This window comes from Gottfriedia acidiceleris (genome assembly GCF_023115465.1).
GTDB lineage: Bacteria > Bacillota > Bacilli > Bacillales > Bacillaceae_G > Gottfriedia > Gottfriedia acidiceleris_B.
Genome location: NZ_CP096034.1, coordinates 860,583 through 883,308, shown reverse-complemented (window position 1 = coordinate 883,308; position 22,726 = coordinate 860,583). Strand labels below are relative to the sequence as shown.

Below are 22,726 nucleotides of genomic sequence, written 5' to 3'. Positions count from 1 at the left end.
ATTAGCTATTTATCTCTTTTTCTATGTTTTTACCATTGTTGGTTAAGAACTGACCTCATACTTCGTTTCGTAAGTCTTAACTTTTTTAAATACATTAATGAAAACCGTTAGGCATGGGAGAATCCATAAGAATATTGCATAAGGTAAATACTCATGTAACTTCATATTAATGACGGTACTACTCATGATTGCAAGAACATTCCAGGGAATCATCGCTGGAAATAATAAAGTTGTATCCGCCATTAACCTCGCCAATTCTTCTTTGTTATATTTATTTGACCAATGCGATAAAAAAGAGCGCCCTGTTAAAATAATAGGCATCGTTTGGTTACCGGCTATTACGCAAATAACTACTGTTGCACCAATTGTTTTCAAAGAATCGGATAGCATTGAAGTTGAAGTTTGAAGCCATTTATCTAGCATAGGCTGAATGATATTAAGCTCCTCCAACAATGCATTATAAATCCCTGCTATAGCAATAAACAATAACAAGCTATACATATGACTTAGCCCTCCACCAAGTCCATTGATTCCGTGCCAAAACGAATGCACAATTTTACTAAAAGAAATTCCATTAAACAAAGCTATTAAACTTCCAGATAAAATACTAATGACATAGGAGTAAATAATGTTAATTCGAAATAAAACAAGTACAACTAATAAAATCGGTGGAATAAATTGAATGAATGAAATCCCCTTATTGCTCACGATTTCATGATGTGTCTGGGTAATTCCTTGCGCAAACTGTAAATCCATTACACTAAAAAATATGATTGTTACGAATACAGCAGTAATTGATGTAAAAAGCATCGCTTTACCTTGTTTTTTGACAGTTGTTTCAAGAATATTAGCTAAAAGTTGATGTGCGCTTGAAAAAGGTGACGTTCGATCACCAACAAATGCACCCGAAATAACCGCTCCAGCCGATATTTCCACAGGTATATGTAATAGTATGGCACTACTAATAAGAGGAACTCCTAAGGCACTTAATGTTCCAATCGACGAACCCAAAATCATTGAAAAAATCATCGTCGTTAAAAAACAAAACACAAAAAAATGATGTGGATTAATTGCCTGTAAAGTAATCGATACCATCGATGTGATCGTTCCTGATAAATACCAAGATGGAAGTAAAAAGCTAATTAAAAATAAGATAAACAGAACAATTTTAACTTTTCCCATTCCTTGATAGCTTAATTTCATAATATTTCTAACTGCATATCCTCTTTTTAAACTTAATACGACTAAAAAAATTAATCCTGGTAAAATTCCAAATACGAGAGAGATATGTAATATGACGGAACTAATTATTCCAGCCAAAGTTACTAATATTAGGAAACTTGCCTGTTTAACTGAAAATTGGTTCTCCAACACTTCCCCTTCTTTCAAACAGATTTATTACATAAAATTGATTAAATATCATCATTAATTATATTAGCTTTCAATTAATAATACACATATATTTCAATTAAAAAGCACTACTTCAATATAAGAAGCAATGCTTTTGCACAAAAATATAGTTGCTTTTAACTAAAATGTAAATCCGTTCCATATTGAACTAATTTTAATTTTCGTGCGACTGCTTGAGATGCATAATTATCCCATGATGTACTATACAAAGCAGTTCGTCCTTGGCCTTGGATATCCGCAGCCCATGCATTTGAAACGATTAATCCATACTCTTTTCCACGAAAATCCTCGAGTGTATATACGCTTGCTTCAGCAGCTTCGGCTGATTGTCTGGCACTACAGCAAATCGACACAGCAATGTCATTTTCAATAATTGCGTAACATGGTTCTTTAAATTCTAGCTCCTCATATGTATAAGGAAAGTTTGGTAATAAGTATTGTTTATTTGCCTGGGTAATTTTTATTGCTTTCGATGATACTTTGCCAACTGTTTGAAATACATATGCTGGACCCATCCATAAACTGTCTATCTGATGAGTTTTACTTAAAATCTGCATGATATTTATTAAAGGTATACTAGAGTTCGTGTCTAAGGCTTTCTCTATTTCGATTAGTTCCTCATTTTTAAGACTATCTAAAAACCTTTTCACATTTCCCATTTTGGTGCTTCCTATATAAAATCGTGGTGCTTCTGTATATGGTGGTTCATTTATTTGTGTTATTTTTCCAACTTCATTGTGTTTAAATAATACGTTAATATGCATCTCCATAAGTTCTAGCTCTGATTTCAAAAGGACTCCCCCTAGCTTCAAACTACTTAATTTACAACTTCAAATTTTTTTTACTCTATCTTTTAATTTTTACAAATGTTCCTTTTTCAGACTTTTCAATTGCGATCTTATTCATTTTAGCAATATTGTCTGATAAAAGAGATGACAGTTGGACAGTTTTTCCGTCTAATGATACAGGTACATCGATAATCCTTCTTTTACCTTTACGATGAATATCATAATCCTGTTCATTTTCTTCGAGCTCAACTTTTGCATATAAACTGTTTATTAATTCTTGAATTTCTTTATCATTACTTTCTTGAATTAATGTCATTAACTGCATATCGTCCAATAATAAATCGTCTAACTTACTAATTCCTTTTTGTAATGCTAGTTTAATAATCTTTGAAAGTGAATCATATGAATAAATGCTAATCGGTCCTAAAAAATAATCTATAGCAAGTTTGTAATAAATCACTGTAAACCACTCCGCCATTTCAATAGAGTTTACACAGATTTCTCCATTTACAATAACTAATGAATTTAAAAATAATTCAATTTCTTTTTTAGGTATTCCAAAATATGTGTGCATATCTCTTAATGTATAATCTATTCGATCTGCACATAACTTCGGAAGCTCCTTTTCAAGTATTTCCCATTTATCTATATCAAAAATTTCTTTAATATCGATTTGATATTTTTCAAGTATAGAAGGTATCTCCGAATCTAAAATTACTTTTTCAAAGATTGTTTCATGGTAATTTTCTTCACTATTATCAAAAACAAAATCAATAACATGAGAAAATGCTGTGTGAGAAACATCATGTAATAAACCTGCTATTTGTTCCTTGATAGAACCCCCTAACCTTTTTATTAACAACATAACGCCAATAGAATGGTCATATCGGGTTCCATTAAAATGATGATCCACTAAAACAGTAGCACCAGCTTGATGAATTCTTTTTAACCGTTGAATTGGTTTTGTTTCGATTAATTCAACAAGAACTTGATCAATATTGTATTGTCCATATAGCCTATCGTTCAAAATCATACTGTACTCCATTTCATTTTATATTTGAAATTCCATTTCCTTAACATAAACAGCATTTCCAGTAATTTCTATATCATAAGTCGAATTAACTCTTTTTACATTTACTTTTACACGTCCGTCTTTTTGAATTTCAGTTCCTTGCTCAACAACTAATTCAATTGCATCATTAACATCATTACTAATATATTTAGCATAATAAGCTCCCAAAATCCCAGAGGCAGTACCTGTAACCGGATCTTCAATCGTTCCCGAAAATGCAGAGGAAAAATGGCGAGCATGAAAATCTGCATTTGAATCGTATGTTTCTAAGCAAAATGGATGAACGGACGCTTTTGGAATTTCAGACAAAATACTTGGAAAAAGTTGATTATTAGATTTCATCTTTTCAAATGAAGATAAACTTTTTATCGGTAAAAGTAAATTCCAGGCACCTGTACTTCCGTAAAGAGTTGGTAGACTTTTATCGATTTCTTCTACACTAAGACCAATTGAAGACGCTACTTCATCAATCGATCCTTTAAACTCTACAAACTCTGGTGTTTTTTGTTTCATCTTTATGTAGATTTCATTATTCGAATTATGAATCTTAATCGGCAAAATCCCAGCTTTTGTTTCTATCGTTAACTCACTTTTAAACTTAATTATCCCTCTAGTAACCAAAGCATATATTACTGCCATTGTCCCGTGACCACATAAATCCATTTCATGCCCTGGTGTAAAATAACGAATTTTATGATCAGCAACTTTCGAATTTAATAGAAATGAAGTTTCATTAAATCCGACTTGTTTCGCAATATCCTGCATTTCATAATCAGTCAAAGAATCGCAATCTAAAACGACTCCAGCTGGATTTCCTTTATTGGGCTCTTTACTAAAAGCATCATAATGGTATACAGTAATTTTTTTCATTTTTCACCTCATTTAGTTTTTAGGTACATATAATGTTATGAGATTGCTAGAATAGTGCTTATATTCAATCATTTTATAATAAACATTATTAAACAAGTTAAATAAAACGATTACATTTTCTATATGATTTTATATTTTCCCAATATTTTTAATTTGAAAGTTTGATAAAATAGTAATTATCATTAAAATTTTGGAGGAAAATATGTCATTATTTATAACAGCTTTCGGAGGAAAACTTATACTATGCTTGTCCTTTACATTAATCTGCTTCTTAATCGCATGGCCAGTCGGATTATATTTCCGATACAAGGATGCACAGAAAATGAAAGAAGTATTACGCGACCAACCAATCAATCGACGCAATTACTGGCTTAAACAATTCTTAAAATTAAGTATATCAATTATAGCTTTATATTTTATATCATTTTTAATTGCCCTTTATTTTAAATGCCATTTTCATCTACTGCACCATTTGTTGGTCTATTTGCTCTATTACTCATGCTTTATATTAAATTTGCCCCTCGTACAACTGGTGAAGCAACACCTGATATTGATGGATGGCATAAAACATCTGTAATCATCGATCCTGATGAATATTTCACTTCAACAGGCGCAACTCTTATTTTTGGATCTTTTATCTTTTACTTTTTAGATTGGTTATTTAACTGTTCTAATTCTTCCTCTATTCTACCTACATGAATTCTGTCAAAAAGAGGCTTTACCTCGTTAATTTTTACTAAAACTGGAGAAATTTCCTTCCATTCAAATTTTGGTAGATTTAGCATTTCTTTTATTTCATTACTCGAAAAAGGTAAGATTGGATGTAAGATTTGCGCCAGATTGGCAATAGCATATATACAACTCACCATCGTGTTATGGCACCCGATAAAATTCTCCTTAACTTGTTTCCAAGGCGCAGCTTCATCAAAATATTTATTTGCAGTTCGGATAAATTCAAACACTTCCTCTATGGCCTTTTTGAAATTAGCCGATTCAATCTGTGAACCAACTGACTTATAAAGCCCATTAATTTCGAATCTAAATGATTGTTCTATTTCCCCATTTGGGACTTCACCATTATAGTACTTTTCAAGAAACTTTAATGTGCGGTTTACAAAGTTCCCATATGCGCCTAATAGTTCACTATTATGACTATAAATAAATTCCCTCCAAGAAAAATCAGTGTCTCTATTTTCTGGAGCATTTATTGTTAAAAAATATCGGATTGAATCTGGATGATATTTTTCGATTAGATATGGTACCCATACTGCCCAGTTTTTACTAGTGGACAGTTTTTTCTTCTCAAGAGTCAAATATTCATTTGAAACAATATGAGTTGGAAGAGCATCTTTTTTTAAACCAATTAAAATAGCTGGCCAAATAATTGAATGGAACGGTATATTGTCTTTACCATGAATATAATATGATGTTGTTTCTTTTTTCCAAAAGCTAATGTCATCTTGATTAGTGCTAAGTGCCCATTGTTTACTTGCCGAATAATAACCAGACACTGCTTCGATCCACACATAAATTTTCTTCTTTTCATACCCTTTTACTGGTACGCTTACTCCATTTGGCAAATCCCTTGATACTGCTCGGTCATGAAGCCCTTCATTTAAATATCGTTCTGTTAATTGGATAGCATTCGAACGCCAGCATCCACTCATTTTAGCAAATTCAAGATATTCATTAAGCTTATCTTGTAACTTACTTAATGAAAAATAAAAGTGCTCTGTGTTTTTTACGGATGGAGGATTTCCACATAGCTTACAAGTTTTATTTAATAATTCTAAAGGATCTAAAATAGCAGAGCAATAATCACACTGATCTCCACGCGCATGTTGACCACAATTTGGACAATTTCCTTCTACATAACGATCTGGTAAGAATTGTTCAAATTCTTCACAATAGCATTGTTCAATTTCTTTTTTATAAATTAACCCATTTTGTAATAAAGTTAAGAAAATTTCTTGTACAGTATTATGATGATGTTTTGCGTCTGTCCTTGTATAAAAATCATAGGTAAATCCTAATTTCTTAAAGTTATCCTCGAATTCAAGGTGGTAACGATCTGCAATTTCTTTATAAGTTACATTTTCTTGTTTTGCTTTAATAGCAATAGGTGTACCATTACAGTCACTTCCTGAAACGTATAATACATTCGCTTTTTTCAAACGAAAATATCGAGCTAGAATATCACCTGGCAGTAAAGCTGCAATATGCCCCAAATGTAATGAACCATTTGCATAAGGCCAAGCTCCTCCAATAAAAATGTCCATTCCAATTCCTCCTAATTTATAAATGCAAAAAACCTCGCCCCTATCTATAAAAAGATAAGGACGAGGTTTAATATCCACGTGGTACCACCTTAGTTCACAAAGTATTTGCATACATTTGTCTTAGCAAGTACAAAAAGCATAAAAATGCTTATATACTGTGACTTTGGTAACAAGTGCCAACTCTTGTCGTAGCCTACTAATAGAAAGTATACGTTCAGTACGAAGCTCCGAGGCCATTGTTCAAATAAGTATTCTTGCTTCTTTTCAGCTACCGAAGCTCTCTGTAAAAAATAACATTATTCTACTTTTCCTCTTCATTGCTTTTATTCAAATGTTAAAAAGATTTTATAAAAAAAATATCGAAAAGTCAAACTATTTCAAAAGAAGATTTTTATATAGTATAAGTTACAAAATAAAAGTTGATTCAACTATTTGTCGAAATTAAAAATGATTAAGAGTGAAGGGATACTCGGGTTTTAAGTTAAATATATTCAATTATCAAAGCTTTAGGAGGAGATGTAATGTCAAATTGGAAGACTGCATTATTTGAGTTACAAAAAACAGATATGTCTTTTTCAACATTTAGTGAAGTAAGAGCTGAAAACTTAGACTTTACTAATGTAAGCTTGGCAAATTCGAAATTTACAAATGCAAATATGAGAAATCTAGAATTAAATGACGTGAATTTATTCGGAACTCGAATTTCAGATGTTAATTTATCTAATACAAAAATAACAAATGGGAATTTAAGAGACTTAGTAATTGATCATGTTCATTTAACTGGATCAAGCTTCCGCAATATTGTGATTCCGGAAGATCTAAATCTTGAAGATCACTCTAATTCTATTAAATTTGAAAAATGCAATTTAACAAATAGTCAGTTCACGGACTGTGATTTAAGTCATGTCGAAATTAATAATTGCAATTTATCAGGATTGAAAATTAATGGCATTTTAATTGAGGATTTGTTAAAGAGTTATAGACAGAGGGAATAATTTCTACATAAATAAGTTCCCACTGTTATGAATAAGGTGATTTGTGATTTGTGATTTCTACTTTTTTCTTTTTTACTTACTCATGAACCACTCATGAGTAACCTATATTCTTCTTCTTACCCTTATACTTGCCCATGAACCGTTTATGAGTAGGGTTTTATATTTTAGATTTTTCCAACTATGTTTTATTTCAAACGCGCAATAAAAAAAGAATCTTTAATCAGATTCTTTTTTCATTTCTATTTTGCTAACTTGCGTTGTTTTTAATGGTCGTCCAGTACAACATTTCTGTTTCCATTCCCTGTTAACTGTGCTTCGAACGCGTCAATTATATGCAAAAATCGATCTGCTTCTCTAAATACATGGTCTGCTAGCAGTGGGTGAATGATACTTTTAATTCTACATGCTTCTATTAGGTCGCGAGCTGTTTTCTTAAAGTCTCTAAGTGATTTTACCGATACTCGGTTTTCATCAAGGAATTGGTCAAGTATCGGAACTGTTTCAGATTGTGGTCTCATTGACTCTAAATCTACGGCTTGATATAAAAGCTGATCAAAATCATGGCTAAATTCCCTCGCTTGATCTACTAGTTTTCTTTCTGATGGGTCTAATAAATGTCCTATAAATTTTGCATGGTCTGCCATAATTCTTAAAAAGAAAACATTTTCCTGGATAATTGCAGCAGGTAGCGGTTGGAGTTGACCATTATTTAATTCAGTCAAGCGATTTGCAAAATAGGCCGCTTCTCTACTTGTATGGTCAACTAATAAAGGAAAGTTATTGCCCGTTATTTTACAAGTAAGGAGTAAATTAAGGATTTTCCGCTTATAGGCCCAAATCATAGAAGCTGCTTGATGAACCTCATTATTAAACTGCTTAATTTGCTGAGGATCCGTTTGAAGCGAAAATGATTGGGCTTTATTTCCTATTGCTTCAAAAACTTGATAAAATTGATCTGCTTCTTGAATTAACTCAGTATCATCACAATTAAAGCCTAATTTAAGAAAGAGTGCATGTTCTTTCATGATCCTTGACCAAAACAGAATCTCATCTAAGGAACGTGCTATAAATGCATCCGACAATCGGACCCCTCCTAACATAATTCATTTCATTCTAATATATTGATGAAAAAATGAATTATTACAGATACATCTTTTTAAATAGAATAGCTATTAGTCTATCAAAATTTAAAATAGTTTATAAAAAAAAAGCATTACTTCAATAGAAGTAACGCTAAATTATTTATTTAATCATAAATTATGATTTCAAAACATCGTGATCAACATATCGTTTCCCATCTAATTGACTAATAACATTAATCGCAACTTTTGCTCCATCACCTGCTGTAATGATGGTATGAACACTAGTCCCTACAACAGTTCCCGCTGCAAATAAAGCAGCACTTGCTCCAGCCGGTCTTAGCGCCGATCATTACGATATCATACATTATTAAAATTGCTCCTTGTTACATATAAGATTGATTTAAGTACTGTATTTATTATTCTGTCGGCTTTTATTAATACCTTATTAATACCTGTATATATTCTCGCAAATTAATTAAATCCCGGGAAACTTGAGAGATCAGAATAATTAATCCATAAAAGTACAAACGCAATAATGCCTAATAATAATATTGTAAAAGTTTGTTTAAACGAATCCTTAACACGGATATGTGATATTATTCCACCGATTGCCACAACTCCTAATAATAAACCACCCGCTGGAACCCAACTTTCTTCCCAAAATCCAATAACCAGTGAAACTGCTCCAACTAATTCTACTAATCCAGTAATTACTCTAAACCATTGTGCTAATTTCAAGTGATTAAAACTTTCAACACTCGTTTTTGAACCAAAAACTTTACCTAAACCAGCAATTAAAAACATAAGAGCTAATAAAATTTGAAAGATAATTGATAAAATATCCATTTTTTTATCACCCCTTTACTAATATATATGCAATTGAAAAAAGCACATATTACTACAAAAGTAACTATTCTATCTAAAATTTTGATTAGAATGTTTAATTAAATATGTAATATCTTGTTGATTTCAACTAAGTATGCTCGCTTTAGCATGAGCTAGGCCTTCACGTTCCTACTGGGTCTTTAGTCCTCCTACACCTCCATTAAATACATATAATTTCTTTATTTTTGTCTCTGTTAAAGCAGATTGTTGATTTTCTTATACAACTAAATGGCAGGTTAGTTGAATAAGAAATGCTATAATTACTTGATAGATCAATCGGATGGGGGAAGTTAAAGTTGTTTGTAAAAATTGAATTTGAATACGAAGATGATACAGTTTATATTAGATGTCCTGCAAAAGTAGGAAGAAATATCCGTCAACTGCAACAAGATTTTTTTAGATGGTTATATGATAGAAATAATGACCATCCTTTCTGGGTATCTTTTGGTGTTGATGAGGACAACAAGGAGAAATATGGACTGAGTTATGATGAAGGTGCGTTTATTTATTGGCTTAATAATGTAAGGTTTAACAAAGGGAAGAACGTTGCATCTCTAATAAAAGACCCAAAGGTTTTACCGAAAAAAACGATAAATTTTTAATTCTTATGCAAATACTATTAGATTAGAATAAAAGCTACCATTCACTTTTGTGAAACAGAGGATTCATGGTTGGCTAACGCATGCATTAGTTTGCATAACAAATATAAAAAATTCCTTCAGATATTGTTTCTGAAGGAATTCTTTATATTTTCATTCACATAAACTTTTATATTTTAGGGGGCATCAGGTTTTTAATAAGTTTAGTTAGGAGCTTTTATTTGAAGGAGCTTAATACCCAAACCAATAAAAATTATTCCAGTTACTTTGTTTAAAACCATTCCAATTTTCTGGTTTCCTCTTAGTTTCTTTGTTACATAAGAAGAAAAATAAGCAACAAATAAACACCATAACAACCCAGTTGTTGTAAAAGTCAGTCCTAAGATCAGAAAAGGAATCGGACCAGAAGCCTTTGTATCAATGAATTGTGGAAGGAACGAAAGAAAAAATAATGATACTTTGGGATTTGTTAAGCTCGTTAAAATACCTTGCACATATACTTTAGGGATATTTAATTTGTCAACTTCGGCTGCTCGAAACGCAGCATTTGATTTATCTAGTAGCATACGTATCCCTAAGTATACCAAATAGATAACACCTATAATCTTAATCGTATTAAATAAGAAAACAGATTTTAATAGAATAAGGGATAATCCAAACGCAACCAAAAGCGTATGAATTAATGAGCCTGAAATGATTCCTAAAACGGAAAATACTCCAGCTTTTCTCCCTTGAGAAATACTTCGACCTACGATATACATCGTATCTGCACCTGGAATTAAATTAAGCAAAATTCCTGTTATTAAAAATAGTTCGAAATGAATAATACCATACACTTTTATGCACCCTTTCTTTTTTAAGGTGCCCTTATTGATATTACAGTATCATATATGATTTTAAAACTATTATTTTCTATTTTGTGGTAATTTCCAAATGAAAAGAAAATACTTTTGATTTGGTTTGAACTAACGCACTCCATAAGTTAATGATGAAGAGGAGCCAAAAGCTGTTCTTTTTTATTAGAGTAAATGGCAGGTATTTGCAAACTTGTAGTTAAAAATGGAAAAATATGTTAATGTTAGTAGTATCATCTTAGGAAAATCTTCTTAGTGAATAATATAAATTGAGTAACTAAAGGAGAATAAAAATGAAAAAAATTCTTTTGTTTTCAATAAGTTTTATCCTATTATTTGTTGCTTTAAATGTATTCTCAGGTATGCTTTTAACGGTATTTTATCAGCCTGATTTAGCTGATCAATGGAGTAATATATCAAAGTTGCCACATGAGGTTATTTTTGTGGAAAGTTCTTCTGTATCTCTATTCATTGTTACAATGCTATCAGTTTTTATCGCATTTGTTATACAAAACCGTTTTACTAAGCTAATAAAATAGGATTGAATTAACTAACTAACGCAGTGCGATTAATTTAATAACGAAGGATCGTTTTTTTAACTTTTTGGAGGGAATTTTAAATGGCTTTTTTGATTTCAACTAGCGGTGGTATTTTAGCGTTGGGTGCAATTTTAAAAGGTAATTTAAGTATCTAACCATTCCATTTCTCACTTCTAAGAAATAATTTAACTAACCCATGCGATTTTTCAATAACGAAGAATCGTTTTTTGTGTAGCTAAATGGCAGATTAGTGGAATAAGATGTAATCATTTGTTACAGTTATTTTAAACATTAACATAATTTATGGGGAGAAAAACAATGGGATATATTATGGATTTAAGAAAAGTTGTAGGTAGTCGTCCACTATTAATGGCTGGTGCAAATGTTATACTATTAGATTCACAAAAAAGAGTGCTATTACAATTAAGGAAAGACAATAATACTTGGGGATTACCTGGTGGTTCATTAGAATTAGGAGAAAATTTAGAGGAAGTTGCTAAAAGAGAATTGAAGGAAGAGACTGGTTTAACAGCATTAAAGCTTGAGTTTTTTAACATTTTTTCTGGAAAAGAATTTTATTATAAATATCCTCACGGAGACGAAGTATATAATGTAATTGCTACTTATATATGTACTGAATACTCAGGTGTATTCGAAAAAGAAGAAAGCGAAGTGCAAGATTTACGCTTTTTTAGTTTTAATGAATTACCATCTGAAATTAGTCCACCTGAACTTCCAATCATAATATCATTTAAGGATGCTTTATTCAACTAACTGATGCGTTAGTTGTACAACAAGAAGGCTGCTTTAGCAGTCTATTTTTTTGCTAACTTATAGGATATTCCAATAGAAAAGGAAAAAATTACAAAAATGTAGAATTTAAATGCTAGAAAGATATTGAAAATGTATGTTAAATTTATTCTTTTTTTGGAGGGATTATGTGAAAAAATTTTCGTTGGTGTTAATCTCCTGTTCAATGTTTTTAACTATGACGGGCTGTTTATCAGATAAAGTTAGTAAAATAGACAAACCAAGTCCTAATGTTGCACTAGATGAAATTTACCGACATAATTACTCAGTATCACTATATCAATTTGGTAATATTACAAAATTATTGTCGCAAGCTAATACTCAAAAAGATTTATATTATGCTAAAGGATTTATTGATTCCTATTTATCTACTGTTCCAAACTTTATTCCCAGAATCACAAGTAAGGATAAGGCAACTTTTAATAAATTAGTCGTTATCGAACTACAAGTAGATATAGATAATTTGTTTGTTGATATTGGAGAATATAGTTCATATTTACAAGAGTTAGTCCAAAAAAATGATATTGAGACTATAAAGTCACTGAGACCAGAACTTGAAAAATTATATGAAATTGAAAGGGCACTTAATGATGAGAGATACTCTAAGATTGAAGAAGCAACTAGGTATCAGGAAAGATTGAGCGAGCTACATTCTGTAATTCATAGTAGATTAAATAAGTAAATCCTAATATCCAACAAAAAATAGAGAATCATATTAGAGATGTATGATTGGAAAATCTAGAAAAAAATTTGAAAATAAATGTTTTCTTATTCAACTAATTGATGCTTTAGTTGTACAACGTGAGTTGCTTCGGAAGCTCTTTTTTGTTTAACTAAATGGCAGGATAGTTGAATAAGAAACTGGAATAAATAGGAAAATTTGCTTTAGAAATTCATAGTGAATTATTGTTAAAATTATTTGAATAAAGATGGTTTTTAATGAAGGAGAAGTCGATGAATTACATAGCAGAAATGAGAAAATATATTGGTAACAAAACCTTATTAACTGTTGGTTGCGGGATTATTATTGAAGATAAAGAACAAATATTATTACAACACCGAACTGACGAAGATAATTGGTGTATTCCAGGTGGAATTATGGAAATTGGAGAAACCTTTGAAGAGACAGCGAAAAGGGAATCTTTTGAAGAAACAGGGCTAACGATAACTGATTTAGAGTTGTTTGGTATTTATTCAGGAGAAAAATGTTTTGTTCAATATCCTAATGGAGATCAGACTTTCAGTGTTCAAATAATTTTCAAATCTAAACATTTTACAGGGGAGTTAAAACAAAAAGGTATTGAAAGCAGAGAACATCGATTTTTTAGAAAGACAGACCTTCCTGCTAACTTAAATCCCCGTCAAAAACCATTTATAATGGATTGGGCAGAAGAAAATAGATATCCAATTATAAAATAATCTGTTCAACTAACTGATGCGTATGTTGAACAATACGATCGGCTGAAAAGTCGATTTTTTTTATTGAGCTAAATGGCAGTTTAGTTGAAGAAGGATTTACTGTAAATATATGGAATTTATTTAGAGAGAATAAAAAAGATTGGAGTAAATCATGCTTTCAAGAAAATACATTTTAACAAACTTTTTATTGAGTATTTCGTTTGTATTAGCTTTTTTAGTGACAGCGTATCTTATGAATGATACTTTAAGAAGTTCTCATTTTGCTGGCGCTTTTGGAGGAGGAGTCGCACTCTTTCTTTATTGTATATTAAGAAAAAATACTTCTACTAAGAAATAGGAATTTATGTAAAAGTACATAGTTCTTATTCAACTAAAGCATGCAATAGTTGAACAACAAGATTGGCTGTTTAGTCGATTTTTTTATTCAACAAACTGGCTGTTTAGTACAATAAGGATTATCCGAAAATTATGTGGAAAAGTCTGAATTCCCCCAAGTTACAGTAGTAGATTTACGATGTATAATTAACTGCAATTAACATCGAAGGGGTAAATCAAAATGGAAAAAAGAATACCTAAACCATTTATTTATTTATTTATTTATATTAGACATAATTGCTTTGACAATTTTTAAAATTGATTATATTAACAATCCCACAAACCTAAATGAACTTATTTCAAATTTACTTGAAACGAGTACATTTATTTTATTAGGAGTAATGAATCTTATATATGGAGATAAAAAATTCAAGATTATCGGAGTATTATGTTTTGTAGTTGCGACTGTACCTTTGTTTATACAATTTGTATAGAGAAAAACAAATCGCCCAAGAAAAAAATAATTGCTTATTCAACTACCATGGGAGTACGATATAAACTTCCATTCACTGTTGGGAATCTGAGGATTCATGGATGGCTAACGCATGCATTAATCCTAAATCAATAAGTTTGGATAGTGGTTTGTATTTAATAGGTGGTGAATATATTGTTAAAATCTTTAGGAGCAATTTTAGGAATAAGCATATTACCTTTAATCGTCGTAGTTTTAGGTATATACGGTTATAAAACTAATAAGATGGGATTAGCGCTACATTATATGTTCCTTTTCTTAGGATTAATGTTCTTGAAGTCAGGTATAAGAGAATTTCGATTAAACAAAAAAAGAAGCTATATTCATTTTTTTGTAGTTTTGTTGAGTTTCGTAGATTTCTTCTTCTTAACGAACTAACGCAATGCATTAGTTGCATAAGAAAAACAAAAGACTACAATTTTGAACTGGACCCAAAAAGTTAGACACATATTTTAATTATGCTACTAGTGAGGATTGGACCCTGTATTGTACAGGGCTCAATCCTTTTAATTTTGTCTTAATTCGTTTGTGATTGTAGTAGTGGATATAATTTTCTAATTCTAAAATGAAATCTTCGATACTCTTAAATTCCTGAAGATAAAATAATTCAGACTTTAATAAACCAAAGAAGTTTTCCATAACTGCATTATCTAAACAGTTACCTTTTCGGGACATACTTTGGATAATTTTGTTTTCTTTGAGTAGATGCTGATATTTTTTCATTTGGTAATGCCATCCTTGATCTGAATGTAGGATAGGGGAGTCACCATCATTAAGGCGTTTAAAAGCTTTATCTAACATTTTTGTTACTAATGGAAATACAGGACGTTTTTCAAAATTATAAGCCACGATCTCACCGTTATATAGGTCGAGGATAGGCGAAAAGTATATCTTCTCACCAAATAAATGAAATTCCGTTACATCAGTAGCCCACTTTTCATTAGGCTTTGATGCGTTAAACTCACGATTAAGTAGATTTGGAGCTATTCTACCAACGTTTCCACGATAAGAACGGTACTTTTTAACTCTTACAAGGCTCTTTAATCCTAATTCAAGCATTAATCGACGAACTGTCTTATGGTTAATTAAAAGACCTTGATTACGCAATTCTAAAGTAATTCGACGGTACCCATATCTCCCAAGATGTTCATGGAAAATTTGTTTGATAGATTCCTTTACTTCAACATACTTATCAGGAGTTTTAATTTTATTTACCCAGTAATAATAGGTACTACGTGGAATCTCAGCTATTTTTACTAAATCAATTACCTTGTATTCGTGCCTTAATTCATAGATTACTTTCGCTTTTTGTCGTTCTGTAATTTTCTCTCCTCTTGAACTAAGGCATTCAACTTTTTTAAATATGCATTTTCCATTTTCAATCGTTCAATTTCAGCTAATAATGCCTCTTGTGATCCTTCTACAACTTGTTTTTTCTTAGTTTCTCTTTTCATAATTGGACGCCCCCGTTTTTTTGAATAAAGGGCGTCCACACCTTTCTCCTCTAAAATGGATTGCCATTTAAAGATGGTTGATGGTGCTGGGATATTAAAAGCAGCAGCTGTTTCTAAGACTGACGACCCTGTTTCGTTCATATACGTTAATACGTTCATTTTAAACTCGCCAGAGTAGTTTGTATATCTAGAATTTAATCCCTCCAATCCATGCGTATTAAAGAGAGCTACCCATTTTTGAATATGCTTATGGTAAATACCATATTTTTTTCCAATACTTCTTAGTGATCCTTTACCTTCTAAGTACTCGTTAACAACAGTTATCTTTTGATCTAATGTAAATTTAGCCATAAAAAAACTACACCTCCGATTGTTAGCCGTGTCTAACAATCGGGGTGCAGTTCATTTCTGTAGTCTTATTTTTTGTTCAAAAATCAACAAATTAATCTAACAGAGCCTTATTTTTAAAAACTTTTTTTAAAAGCACAAATTTAGGCAAAATAAAAAAGCAGTGTTACCTGCTATATTAATTTAGTACTTATAATTTTTTATCAAACTAGTAAATTAAGTTTAATCCTTAAAAAAATCAATTCGATTCATAACATCTTCAATTGTAAATTGCTTTAAATAATCTAAAGCCTGGCGTTCCGCTTCCAATAGTATTCTTTCTAATTCTAAATCTAGCTGTTCTTCAGCTTCACCACAGTCAACTGACATTTCTTGTTCTATGGGACCCTTATTAACAGCAGTATAGATTTCACCTAAGGTAATTGAATCCATCGCCTTTTTTAAAATATAACCACCTTCACGGCCACCTTTGGATTCTACAATACCCGCTGAGGATAAAGATTGCATTACTCTTCGCATGAATGTCGCATGAGAATCCACTTGCTCTGCAATCATTGCGCTTGATAACATTCCACCACTATTTGCCAACCAAACTATTGCATGAACTGCTATTTTAAAACGAGGTGGACCAATATTGACACCTCTGTTTGCACTACTCATTGCTTTTCACTCCTAAAATTACTTGGTTGTTTACTTAATAAGCAAATGATAGAACATTAAATTTTCATAGGCAATACAATGGTTAGAAGAAAATCACTAACAATTTTTACCAATAATGATTTAGATGTTTACTAATAATAGTTAATCCATTTTTAATTAGAGCCCAAAATGTTGCTTTGCTAATTCCTTATATCTCATTTCATTAATATCCTCTTTCATAACTACACCGTTAATCCATTGTGTAAAAGATGTATTCGTTAAAGTTTTATTCCCCTCATTTGTCAGTTGAGTCATTAAAGGGTTTTTATTAAATGGCGATTCCTCGTGCTCAGCAATAATTGTTTGAATCTCATTAAATTCGGACACATCCGATATGAAATCGCGTGAATCAAATGCATATCCAATTCTCCAATCAGGATCTTTATGTTTTAGTTTTAACATCAATACATAATCCCCGAATTCTGTGTCTTCTTTTTTAATTCGAAACTCACCATTATTAGACGTAATCATCTCACCGGATAAGGGAACTGCTTTTAAAGGAAGATTCGCCCCAAATCCTGTATCAATTAAGTATGTTTCTTCATTTTGAATTAATAGGATTGTGACATGTGTTCTTCCAAATGTAGGATATCTTTGAGCTGTATTGTCATAAACAACTCCTCTTGCTAACCTCACGTTTAACCCATTTTCAAGAAGAAATAAATAAAGTAATGAATTCAATTCATAACAGAGACCCCCTTCATTTTTTACTAATAATTTACTAATTAAATTTTCTCGGTTGATCTCATTCGTTTTATTTCTTATAATACAAAGATTTTCAAAAGGTATATTTTTAGCCGTTTTTTCAAGAACGTCATTTAAATTATGAAAGTTAATCTCTTCATTATCATGTAATCCAATCCTTTTTCGAAACAATAAATTAAGCTCGCTCATTAACGTTTCCTCCTGTCTCATCAAACTTTTAATTAATCATACCATTTAAGTTTATAAGCTAAAAAAAATAAGCTGCAAAAGCAACTTCATACCATCAGATTGTCTCCTATAATCTTTTTTCAAAATAATATTGATTATACCCTTTTGGATGATTCTCAATTAGTCCAAACACTTTAAAGCCGTGCTTCTTATAAAATTTTGGAGCTTGAAAACTAAAAGTATCTACTTTAATAAGACGACATCCATTTTCGACAGCAAATTCTTCCATTTGATTGATTAGCTGACTACCAAACCCTTCATGTCTATATTCCTCTGACACCCATAAGAAGTCTATAGATAAATGGTGCCAATACATCCTTCCAGTAATTCCACCTATTATTTCCTCTTGATCATTTCTAACGACAAAGCTTATATTTTCAGACGGTGCTTTCCTCTCATCAGTAAGTTTTTTAGCATTAAATTCAATTACTTTTTGTCTAATAAAATCACTATCCTCTTGTACCCATTGTTTTACTATTTTCATGTTTATTTCTCCTACTTTTATATTCGACTTATAGCATTTCTTAATTAATAGTACATTCTCTAAATAATGCTATTTTCCTTTTAAAATCATTCTTAACCAAAAATCTAACTGAATAAATTATAAATAAAAAAACCTTCAATACTAAGAAGGCTTTAATCTAATAATTATGGTATAATCTTCCAAAAGGGGTGAAATTGATATGGATAATGTGTTTTTTCCTCTATTTTCAATCATACCGATTTTGTTTTACATAGCACCTTTTGTTTTTATGATTTGGTTTCTTTTAAAATTCCTAAAAATTCAACAAGAGAAAAATCAAATTCTTAAAAATATTTCAGATAAACTAGATCACATAAAACACAATCATTCAGAAACCTGAAAGAGCGTATGTCTCTTTCTTTTTTTATTTTTTAGCTACTGGTATCCATATTTCGCTCTTAAAAGTTGGTGATGTGATGTCTTTCTGTTCATTCCATAAAATTTCTGGACCTTCTAATTGATCGTAATTAGAAGATGGAAACCATTCTGAATAAATTCGTCCCCACACTTCTTGCAATGCATCTGGAAATTTACCAATTGCTTCGAATACTGCCCATGTAGATGCAGGAACTTCAAGTTCAATGAACTCATTTGGACAGTTATTTGTAGTGGCAACACCAATATAATGATCAAGCTCTCCTTTTTCTTCCATTCTACCTTCAGAAAAATTTGTTGATGCACTGATTATGCCATTCGGTTCAATATTGGAGAGTTCTTTTAGTTTCGTTATTTTTTCCATCGTTAAAGTTTTCCACATGGATGCAATTTCCGGATTAACTCCATTAAAAATAATCGGAACTCTCTTTTTTATCCCTACGATTCGAAATGCTTCTTTTTCTTCAATACGATAATTCATTTCATTTCCCCCTTTAATTGATAATTGGAAGGTCATTCGTGGAAATGCTTTGAGCGAATTGCCGTTATTTCTAGCTTCTGACGGAGTAATTCCATGTAAGTTTTGAAAGGCTCTCGTAAAGGAATCCGGAGAATTGTATCCGTATTTTAAAGCAATATCAATTATTTTCTTGTGATGATCTTTCAGTTCAAATGCTGCAACGGTAAGACGGCGACGACGGATATACTCTGAAAGAGATATTCCAGCAAGAAACGAAAACATTCTTTTAAAGTGATACTCGGAACAAAAAGCCCGTCTAGAAAGCTCTTTATAGTCAATCTCACTTGTCAGATTTTCTTCAATATATACTAGAGCATCATTCATATTCTTTAACAAATCCATTTTATAACCTCCTTCATCAATAGAATAACAGGAACGAAATTAACCAATCCGACATTTCTTGCTAAGTTATGTAGGATACTATTATTAAAGGGAGCCACATTAAGTAGCTCCCAAAATTTTTAACTGTTTACATCGATAATTTAAAATCTTCCTTTACATTTAATTTTCGATTAACTTTAACATAAACCAAGATTGCATTAAGAAGCAATAATGCACTTGTAACAAAAAATACGTATTGCACACCTAAATATGCTCCAATTTGCCCACCTAAAATGGAACCGACAAATACCCCTAAATATCCAGCTGACATATTAAATCCAAATACTCGACCGGTAATAGCATCAGGTGTAATTCGTTTAACTAATGTATTAACAGACGGAGTTAAGCCCGCCGTTGCCAAACCTAAAATAAATCGTAGTCCCATCAATTCCCAAGCGTTTTTTACAAATGCTTGGGGAATAACCATCAGACCTGAAACAATCAGTGCAACGAATATAACTTTATGTGGACCAATTCGATCTGAAATCTTACCTAATCTCGGAGCAGCAATAATGCTTGCCAAGCCTGATGCTGAAAATGCCATACCCGCTAACAATGCTACATGTGTAGAATTTGCAGATAGCTGAGAAATGTAGACAGTAATTACTGGTTCAATCGAATAAAGCGCTATTGTTAAAACAAAAAAAGTAATGAACATTGTGATCATTAAACTCTTATCTGGAATAATACTCCATATTTCCTTAAACTTAAGCACTTTTTTATCTTGACGAGTAAATGATTCTTTTACAAATAATGCTGTTGTAACAAACGCAACCATCATGAGTCCACCTGTTACAAAAAACACATTTTGTAAGCCTATAGTCTCTCCAATATAACCTCCAATCATCGGACCAAGTAATGAACCTGCTATACTTGCAGTTGAAAGAGTACCTAATGCTGATCCCGCATGCTCTTTATCTGTTTGTGTTGCGATTAAAGTTGTACAAGCTGTTCCGTAACCTGTAATGACACCTTGTAAAAGTCTTAAACCAATTAAAACATAAACATTATGTGCGAAACCCATACAAAAAATAATAATAGACATACCAAGACTTGCTCTTAGCAGCATTGGTTTTCGTCCAAACTTATCGGCTGCCAAACCCCAAATAGGAGAAAAAATGGCTGAAATAATAAAAGTTACCCCAAAAGCAATCCCTGAAAATTGACTAATTAATGCCGAATTATGAACACCAAGTTTATCAATATATAGGGGTAATACCGGACCAAGTTGGCTCAATCCAATACTCGTTACAAACATTCCAAACCAACAAACAATTAAATTTCTTTTCCACAATAACATGATTTCCCCCTCCTTTTTGATAAAAATTAAAACAAAAAAAGTCTCGAGAATGAGACAAATAAAAAATAACAATAAATTTCTATATACACATAACACTAAACTATATTTTATAGTTTGTAAATTATATTATATAGTTTAATAATTATCATCAGAAGTGTTAAACTATTTTCAGTAATATAGTCTCTCTTTAAAAATACTTTGTATTTAGGTATTGTATCTTTAAGGACAAAAGTTGATTGCAGTGGAAAATCAGCCTAAATATTCTTAAAAAACAATTTACCTAAACATGAGACGGGAGCAAAAAAATGGTTCAAAAAAGAAATTTAACAAAAAAAAAAATTATTGAAGTGGCTTTTTCATTGGCTAATGAAATCGGACTGAATCAAGTTACTTTTCCAAAAATTGCAGAGAAGCTAGATATAAAATATCCATCTTTATATAACCATTTTGCAAATATGGACGATTTAAAATTGAAAATGACGATTTCACTTTTAAATAAATTAAATTCGACTTTAATGCAAAGATTAGTCGGAAAAAGTGGTGAACAAGCGATTAGAGAAATTGCTTATGTATACCGTGATTTTGCATTTGATAATAGAACTGGTTATGGACTTTTTATGAATATCCCGAGTACGGAAAATGATGATGTTAAACGACTTGCTAAGGAAACAACAAGTATTATTCATCAAATTCTAAAGTTTTATATTACAGACCCTACTTTATTAATTCATCAAGGTCGAGCATTAAGAAGCATTTTACACGGATTTGTCTCGATGAATTTCCTTGGATATTTCCAACATCCTGTAAATGTAGATGACAGCTTTGACGTTATGATTGATGACTTTATTTCTTCTGTTTCAAAAACGGAAAAGTAATAAGTTTCTAGCAAAAAAAAGTGAACACTAAACTAGGCAACTTTCCTTAGATTGTCTAGTTTAGTGCTCACATCTAACAAAGGGAGGTGTGGTAAAGGCCATTTAATGCTTTTACCATTCAAATGAAAATAGCTAAAGATATTGAAACAATCGAATTAGAAATGAACTTTACAGGACAGGTAAATATTATTCACCCAACGTTACTTTGGGATGAACAAGAAGTGATCTTAGTAGATACAGGAATACCAGGGCAATCTGGAGAAATTCGTGAAGCGATAGAAAAAGCGGGATTGGCATTTAACAAGCTGTCTAAAATTATTCTTACACATCAAGATATTGATCATATCGGGAGCCTTGCTGAGCTTTTAAAAACTGCTGATCAAGAAATTGAAGTACTAGCACATAAAGAAGACAAGCCATATATTGAAGGCGATAAAGCTTTAATGAAAGTAAATCCAGAACGAATTGCAAAAATGATTGAATCTGTTCCTGAAGAAATTGGAAAAAAAATAAAAGCAATCTATGATACACCACTAAATGCTAAAGTTAATACAACTTTATCTGACGAAGAAGTTTTACCGTATGCTGGTGGAATCACTGTGATCTTTACACCTGGCCATACTCCTGGTCACATTTGTTTATATCATCAACAAAGCAAAACATTAATCGCAGGTGATGCTGTTGTCGCGGCTGATGGCCTAATTATGGGGCCAAATCCAAATGCTACACCTGATATGGAAACGGCTCTTTTATCCATTAAACAATTAACAAAATATGATATTGAAACAATCATTTGTTACCATGGCGGAGTTGTAAATGAAAATGTAAATGAACAGCTTTTAGCATTGGCTAACAATCAATAATATACT

Annotated in this window: 24 protein-coding genes, 1 pseudogene and 1 other annotated feature; of the genes and pseudogenes, 10 read left to right on the top strand and 15 right to left on the bottom strand. The window is 31.4% G+C overall.

Annotated elements, in window-relative coordinates:
* Nucleotides 1-42: 42 nt before the first annotated feature.
* From MY490_RS04160 to metG, 5 genes are all read right to left on the bottom strand, one after another.
* Nucleotides 43-1,371: a Na+/H+ antiporter NhaC family protein gene (locus tag MY490_RS04160; protein ID WP_248268110.1), complete on the bottom strand. Its 1,329-nt coding sequence runs from the start codon at nt 1,369-1,371 to the stop codon at nt 43-45.
* 155 nt (nt 1,372-1,526) lie between these two features.
* Nucleotides 1,527-2,201, bottom strand: a complete 675-nt coding sequence (locus MY490_RS04155; RefSeq protein WP_248268109.1) for a GNAT family N-acetyltransferase — start codon at nt 2,199-2,201, stop codon at nt 1,527-1,529.
* Nucleotides 2,202-2,256: 55 nt separating this feature from the next.
* Nucleotides 2,257-3,231 (bottom strand): HD domain-containing protein, encoded by a 975-nt coding sequence (locus tag MY490_RS04150; RefSeq protein WP_248268108.1) that lies wholly within the window; start codon nt 3,229-3,231, stop codon nt 2,257-2,259.
* Nucleotides 3,232-3,249: 18 nt separating this feature from the next.
* Nucleotides 3,250-4,140, bottom strand: coding sequence for a PhzF family phenazine biosynthesis protein (locus tag MY490_RS04145; protein ID WP_248268107.1), 891 nt, complete (start codon nt 4,138-4,140; stop codon nt 3,250-3,252).
* A gap of 641 nt (nt 4,141-4,781) precedes the next feature.
* Complete coding sequence (gene metG, locus MY490_RS04140) at nt 4,782-6,419, bottom strand: methionine--tRNA ligase (RefSeq protein WP_248268106.1); 1,638 nt, start codon at nt 6,417-6,419, stop codon at nt 4,782-4,784.
* A gap of 53 nt (nt 6,420-6,472) precedes the next feature.
* Nucleotides 6,473-6,746, bottom strand: a binding site (T-box leader).
* Nucleotides 6,747-6,940: 194 nt separating this feature from the next.
* On the opposite strand from metG, the gene MY490_RS04135 reads away from it, so the two are divergent.
* Nucleotides 6,941-7,414: a pentapeptide repeat-containing protein gene (locus MY490_RS04135; protein WP_248268105.1), complete on the top strand. Its 474-nt coding sequence runs from the start codon at nt 6,941-6,943 to the stop codon at nt 7,412-7,414.
* A 263-nt stretch (nt 7,415-7,677) separates the two neighbouring features.
* Here the strand turns inward: MY490_RS04135 and MY490_RS04130 are convergent, their stop codons facing one another.
* The 3 genes and pseudogenes from MY490_RS04130 to MY490_RS04120 all read right to left on the bottom strand — a co-directional run bounded on the left by MY490_RS04130 (nt 7,678) and on the right by MY490_RS04120 (nt 9,342).
* The gene (locus MY490_RS04130) at nt 7,678-8,439 is read right to left on the bottom strand and encodes a DUF2935 domain-containing protein (protein WP_432707064.1); all 762 of its coding nucleotides are present in this window, start codon (nt 8,437-8,439) and stop codon (nt 7,678-7,680) included.
* 232 nt (nt 8,440-8,671) lie between these two features.
* Nucleotides 8,672-8,809: pseudogene (locus MY490_RS04125) on the bottom strand (pyridine nucleotide-disulfide oxidoreductase); the annotation flags it as partial.
* A 158-nt stretch (nt 8,810-8,967) separates the two neighbouring features.
* The gene (locus MY490_RS04120; RefSeq protein WP_248268103.1) at nt 8,968-9,342 is read right to left on the bottom strand and encodes a DoxX family protein; all 375 of its coding nucleotides are present in this window, start codon (nt 9,340-9,342) and stop codon (nt 8,968-8,970) included.
* A 335-nt stretch (nt 9,343-9,677) separates the two neighbouring features.
* Between MY490_RS04120 and MY490_RS04115 the strand changes: the two genes are divergently transcribed.
* Nucleotides 9,678-9,983, top strand: a complete 306-nt coding sequence (locus tag MY490_RS04115; RefSeq protein ID WP_248268102.1) for a hypothetical protein — start codon at nt 9,678-9,680, stop codon at nt 9,981-9,983.
* Nucleotides 9,984-10,183: 200 nt separating this feature from the next.
* On the opposite strand, the gene MY490_RS04110 is transcribed toward MY490_RS04115, so the two are convergent.
* The gene (locus tag MY490_RS04110) at nt 10,184-10,816 is read right to left on the bottom strand and encodes a LysE family translocator (protein WP_248268101.1); all 633 of its coding nucleotides are present in this window, start codon (nt 10,814-10,816) and stop codon (nt 10,184-10,186) included.
* A gap of 311 nt (nt 10,817-11,127) precedes the next feature.
* Between MY490_RS04110 and MY490_RS04105 the strand changes: the two genes are divergently transcribed.
* The 6 genes from MY490_RS04105 to MY490_RS04080 all read left to right on the top strand — a co-directional run bounded on the left by MY490_RS04105 (nt 11,128) and on the right by MY490_RS04080 (nt 14,827).
* Entirely contained in the window at nt 11,128-11,373 is a 246-nt protein-coding gene (locus MY490_RS04105; protein WP_248268100.1) for a hypothetical protein, read from the top strand.
* 318 nt (nt 11,374-11,691) lie between these two features.
* Nucleotides 11,692-12,147, top strand: coding sequence for an NUDIX hydrolase (locus MY490_RS04100; RefSeq protein WP_248268099.1), 456 nt, complete (start codon nt 11,692-11,694; stop codon nt 12,145-12,147).
* 166 nt (nt 12,148-12,313) lie between these two features.
* Nucleotides 12,314-12,865 carry a hypothetical protein gene (locus MY490_RS04095; protein ID WP_248268098.1) on the top strand — a complete coding sequence of 184 codons (552 nt, stop codon included), beginning with the start codon at nt 12,314-12,316 and terminating at the stop codon, nt 12,863-12,865.
* Nucleotides 12,866-13,137: 272 nt separating this feature from the next.
* Complete coding sequence (locus MY490_RS04090; RefSeq protein WP_248268097.1) at nt 13,138-13,602, top strand: NUDIX hydrolase; 465 nt, start codon at nt 13,138-13,140, stop codon at nt 13,600-13,602.
* Between the two features lie 151 nt (nt 13,603-13,753).
* Entirely contained in the window at nt 13,754-13,939 is a 186-nt protein-coding gene (locus tag MY490_RS04085; RefSeq protein ID WP_248268096.1) for a hypothetical protein, read from the top strand.
* 645 nt (nt 13,940-14,584) lie between these two features.
* Nucleotides 14,585-14,827 carry a DUF3953 domain-containing protein gene (locus MY490_RS04080; RefSeq protein WP_248268095.1) on the top strand — a complete coding sequence of 81 codons (243 nt, stop codon included), beginning with the start codon at nt 14,585-14,587 and terminating at the stop codon, nt 14,825-14,827.
* Between the two features lie 78 nt (nt 14,828-14,905).
* On the opposite strand, the gene MY490_RS04075 is transcribed toward MY490_RS04080, so the two are convergent.
* The 6 genes from MY490_RS04075 to MY490_RS04050 all read right to left on the bottom strand — a co-directional run bounded on the left by MY490_RS04075 (nt 14,906) and on the right by MY490_RS04050 (nt 20,982).
* A protein-coding gene (locus MY490_RS04075; RefSeq protein ID WP_248268094.1) for an IS3 family transposase occupies nt 14,906-16,254 on the bottom strand; the annotation gives its coding sequence in 2 pieces (ribosomal slippage) (nt 14,906-15,810 and nt 15,810-16,254; 1,350 coding nt in all).
* Between the two features lie 219 nt (nt 16,255-16,473).
* Nucleotides 16,474-16,911 (bottom strand): RrF2 family transcriptional regulator, encoded by a 438-nt coding sequence (locus tag MY490_RS04070; protein ID WP_248268093.1) that lies wholly within the window; start codon nt 16,909-16,911, stop codon nt 16,474-16,476.
* Nucleotides 16,912-17,067: 156 nt separating this feature from the next.
* Complete coding sequence (locus tag MY490_RS04065; protein ID WP_248268092.1) at nt 17,068-17,844, bottom strand: arylamine N-acetyltransferase family protein; 777 nt, start codon at nt 17,842-17,844, stop codon at nt 17,068-17,070.
* Between the two features lie 106 nt (nt 17,845-17,950).
* A complete protein-coding gene (locus tag MY490_RS04060) occupies nt 17,951-18,367 on the bottom strand; it encodes a GNAT family N-acetyltransferase (RefSeq protein WP_248268091.1) in 417 nt (138 codons plus the stop codon).
* 403 nt (nt 18,368-18,770) lie between these two features.
* A complete protein-coding gene (locus tag MY490_RS04055) occupies nt 18,771-19,643 on the bottom strand; it encodes an AraC family transcriptional regulator (protein ID WP_248268090.1) in 873 nt (290 codons plus the stop codon).
* A gap of 127 nt (nt 19,644-19,770) precedes the next feature.
* The gene (locus MY490_RS04050; RefSeq protein WP_248268089.1) at nt 19,771-20,982 is read right to left on the bottom strand and encodes a multidrug efflux MFS transporter; all 1,212 of its coding nucleotides are present in this window, start codon (nt 20,980-20,982) and stop codon (nt 19,771-19,773) included.
* A gap of 305 nt (nt 20,983-21,287) precedes the next feature.
* Between MY490_RS04050 and MY490_RS04045 the strand changes: the two genes are divergently transcribed.
* On the top strand, nt 21,288-21,857 hold the full coding sequence (locus MY490_RS04045) for a TetR/AcrR family transcriptional regulator (protein ID WP_248268088.1): 570 nt from the start codon (nt 21,288-21,290) through the stop codon (nt 21,855-21,857).
* 122 nt (nt 21,858-21,979) lie between these two features.
* The gene (locus MY490_RS04040; RefSeq protein WP_248268087.1) at nt 21,980-22,720 is read left to right on the top strand and encodes an MBL fold metallo-hydrolase; all 741 of its coding nucleotides are present in this window, start codon (nt 21,980-21,982) and stop codon (nt 22,718-22,720) included.
* Nucleotides 22,721-22,726 lie beyond the last annotated feature (6 nt).

Bases quoted from the DNA above. Each gene is read 5' to 3' on its own strand.
- MY490_RS04150 (WP_248268108.1), bottom strand. From the start codon at position 3,231: ATGATTTTGAACGATAGGCTATATGGACAATACAATATTGATCAAGTT.
- MY490_RS04145 (WP_248268107.1), bottom strand. From the start codon at position 4,140: ATGAAAAAAATTACTGTATACCATTATGATGCTTTTAGTAAAGAGCCC.
- metG (WP_248268106.1), bottom strand. From the start codon at position 6,419: ATGGACATTTTTATTGGAGGAGCTTGGCCTTATGCAAATGGTTCATTA.
- MY490_RS04135 (WP_248268105.1), top strand. From the start codon at position 6,941: ATGTCAAATTGGAAGACTGCATTATTTGAGTTACAAAAAACAGATATG.
- MY490_RS04130 (WP_432707064.1), bottom strand. From the start codon at position 8,439: ATGAAAGAACATGCACTCTTTCTTAAATTAGGCTTTAATTGTGATGAT.
- MY490_RS04120 (WP_248268103.1), bottom strand. From the start codon at position 9,342: ATGGATATTTTATCAATTATCTTTCAAATTTTATTAGCTCTTATGTTT.
- MY490_RS04105 (WP_248268100.1), top strand. From the start codon at position 11,128: ATGAAAAAAATTCTTTTGTTTTCAATAAGTTTTATCCTATTATTTGTT.
- MY490_RS04100 (WP_248268099.1), top strand. From the start codon at position 11,692: ATGGGATATATTATGGATTTAAGAAAAGTTGTAGGTAGTCGTCCACTA.
- MY490_RS04090 (WP_248268097.1), top strand. From the start codon at position 13,138: ATGAATTACATAGCAGAAATGAGAAAATATATTGGTAACAAAACCTTA.
- MY490_RS04085 (WP_248268096.1), top strand. From the start codon at position 13,754: ATGCTTTCAAGAAAATACATTTTAACAAACTTTTTATTGAGTATTTCG.
- MY490_RS04070 (WP_248268093.1), bottom strand. From the start codon at position 16,911: ATGAGTAGTGCAAACAGAGGTGTCAATATTGGTCCACCTCGTTTTAAA.
- MY490_RS04065 (WP_248268092.1), bottom strand. From the start codon at position 17,844: ATGAGCGAGCTTAATTTATTGTTTCGAAAAAGGATTGGATTACATGAT.
- MY490_RS04060 (WP_248268091.1), bottom strand. From the start codon at position 18,367: ATGAAAATAGTAAAACAATGGGTACAAGAGGATAGTGATTTTATTAGA.
- MY490_RS04055 (WP_248268090.1), bottom strand. From the start codon at position 19,643: ATGGATTTGTTAAAGAATATGAATGATGCTCTAGTATATATTGAAGAA.
- MY490_RS04050 (WP_248268089.1), bottom strand. From the start codon at position 20,982: ATGTTATTGTGGAAAAGAAATTTAATTGTTTGTTGGTTTGGAATGTTT.
- MY490_RS04045 (WP_248268088.1), top strand. From the start codon at position 21,288: ATGGTTCAAAAAAGAAATTTAACAAAAAAAAAAATTATTGAAGTGGCT.
- MY490_RS04040 (WP_248268087.1), top strand. From the start codon at position 21,980: ATGAAAATAGCTAAAGATATTGAAACAATCGAATTAGAAATGAACTTT.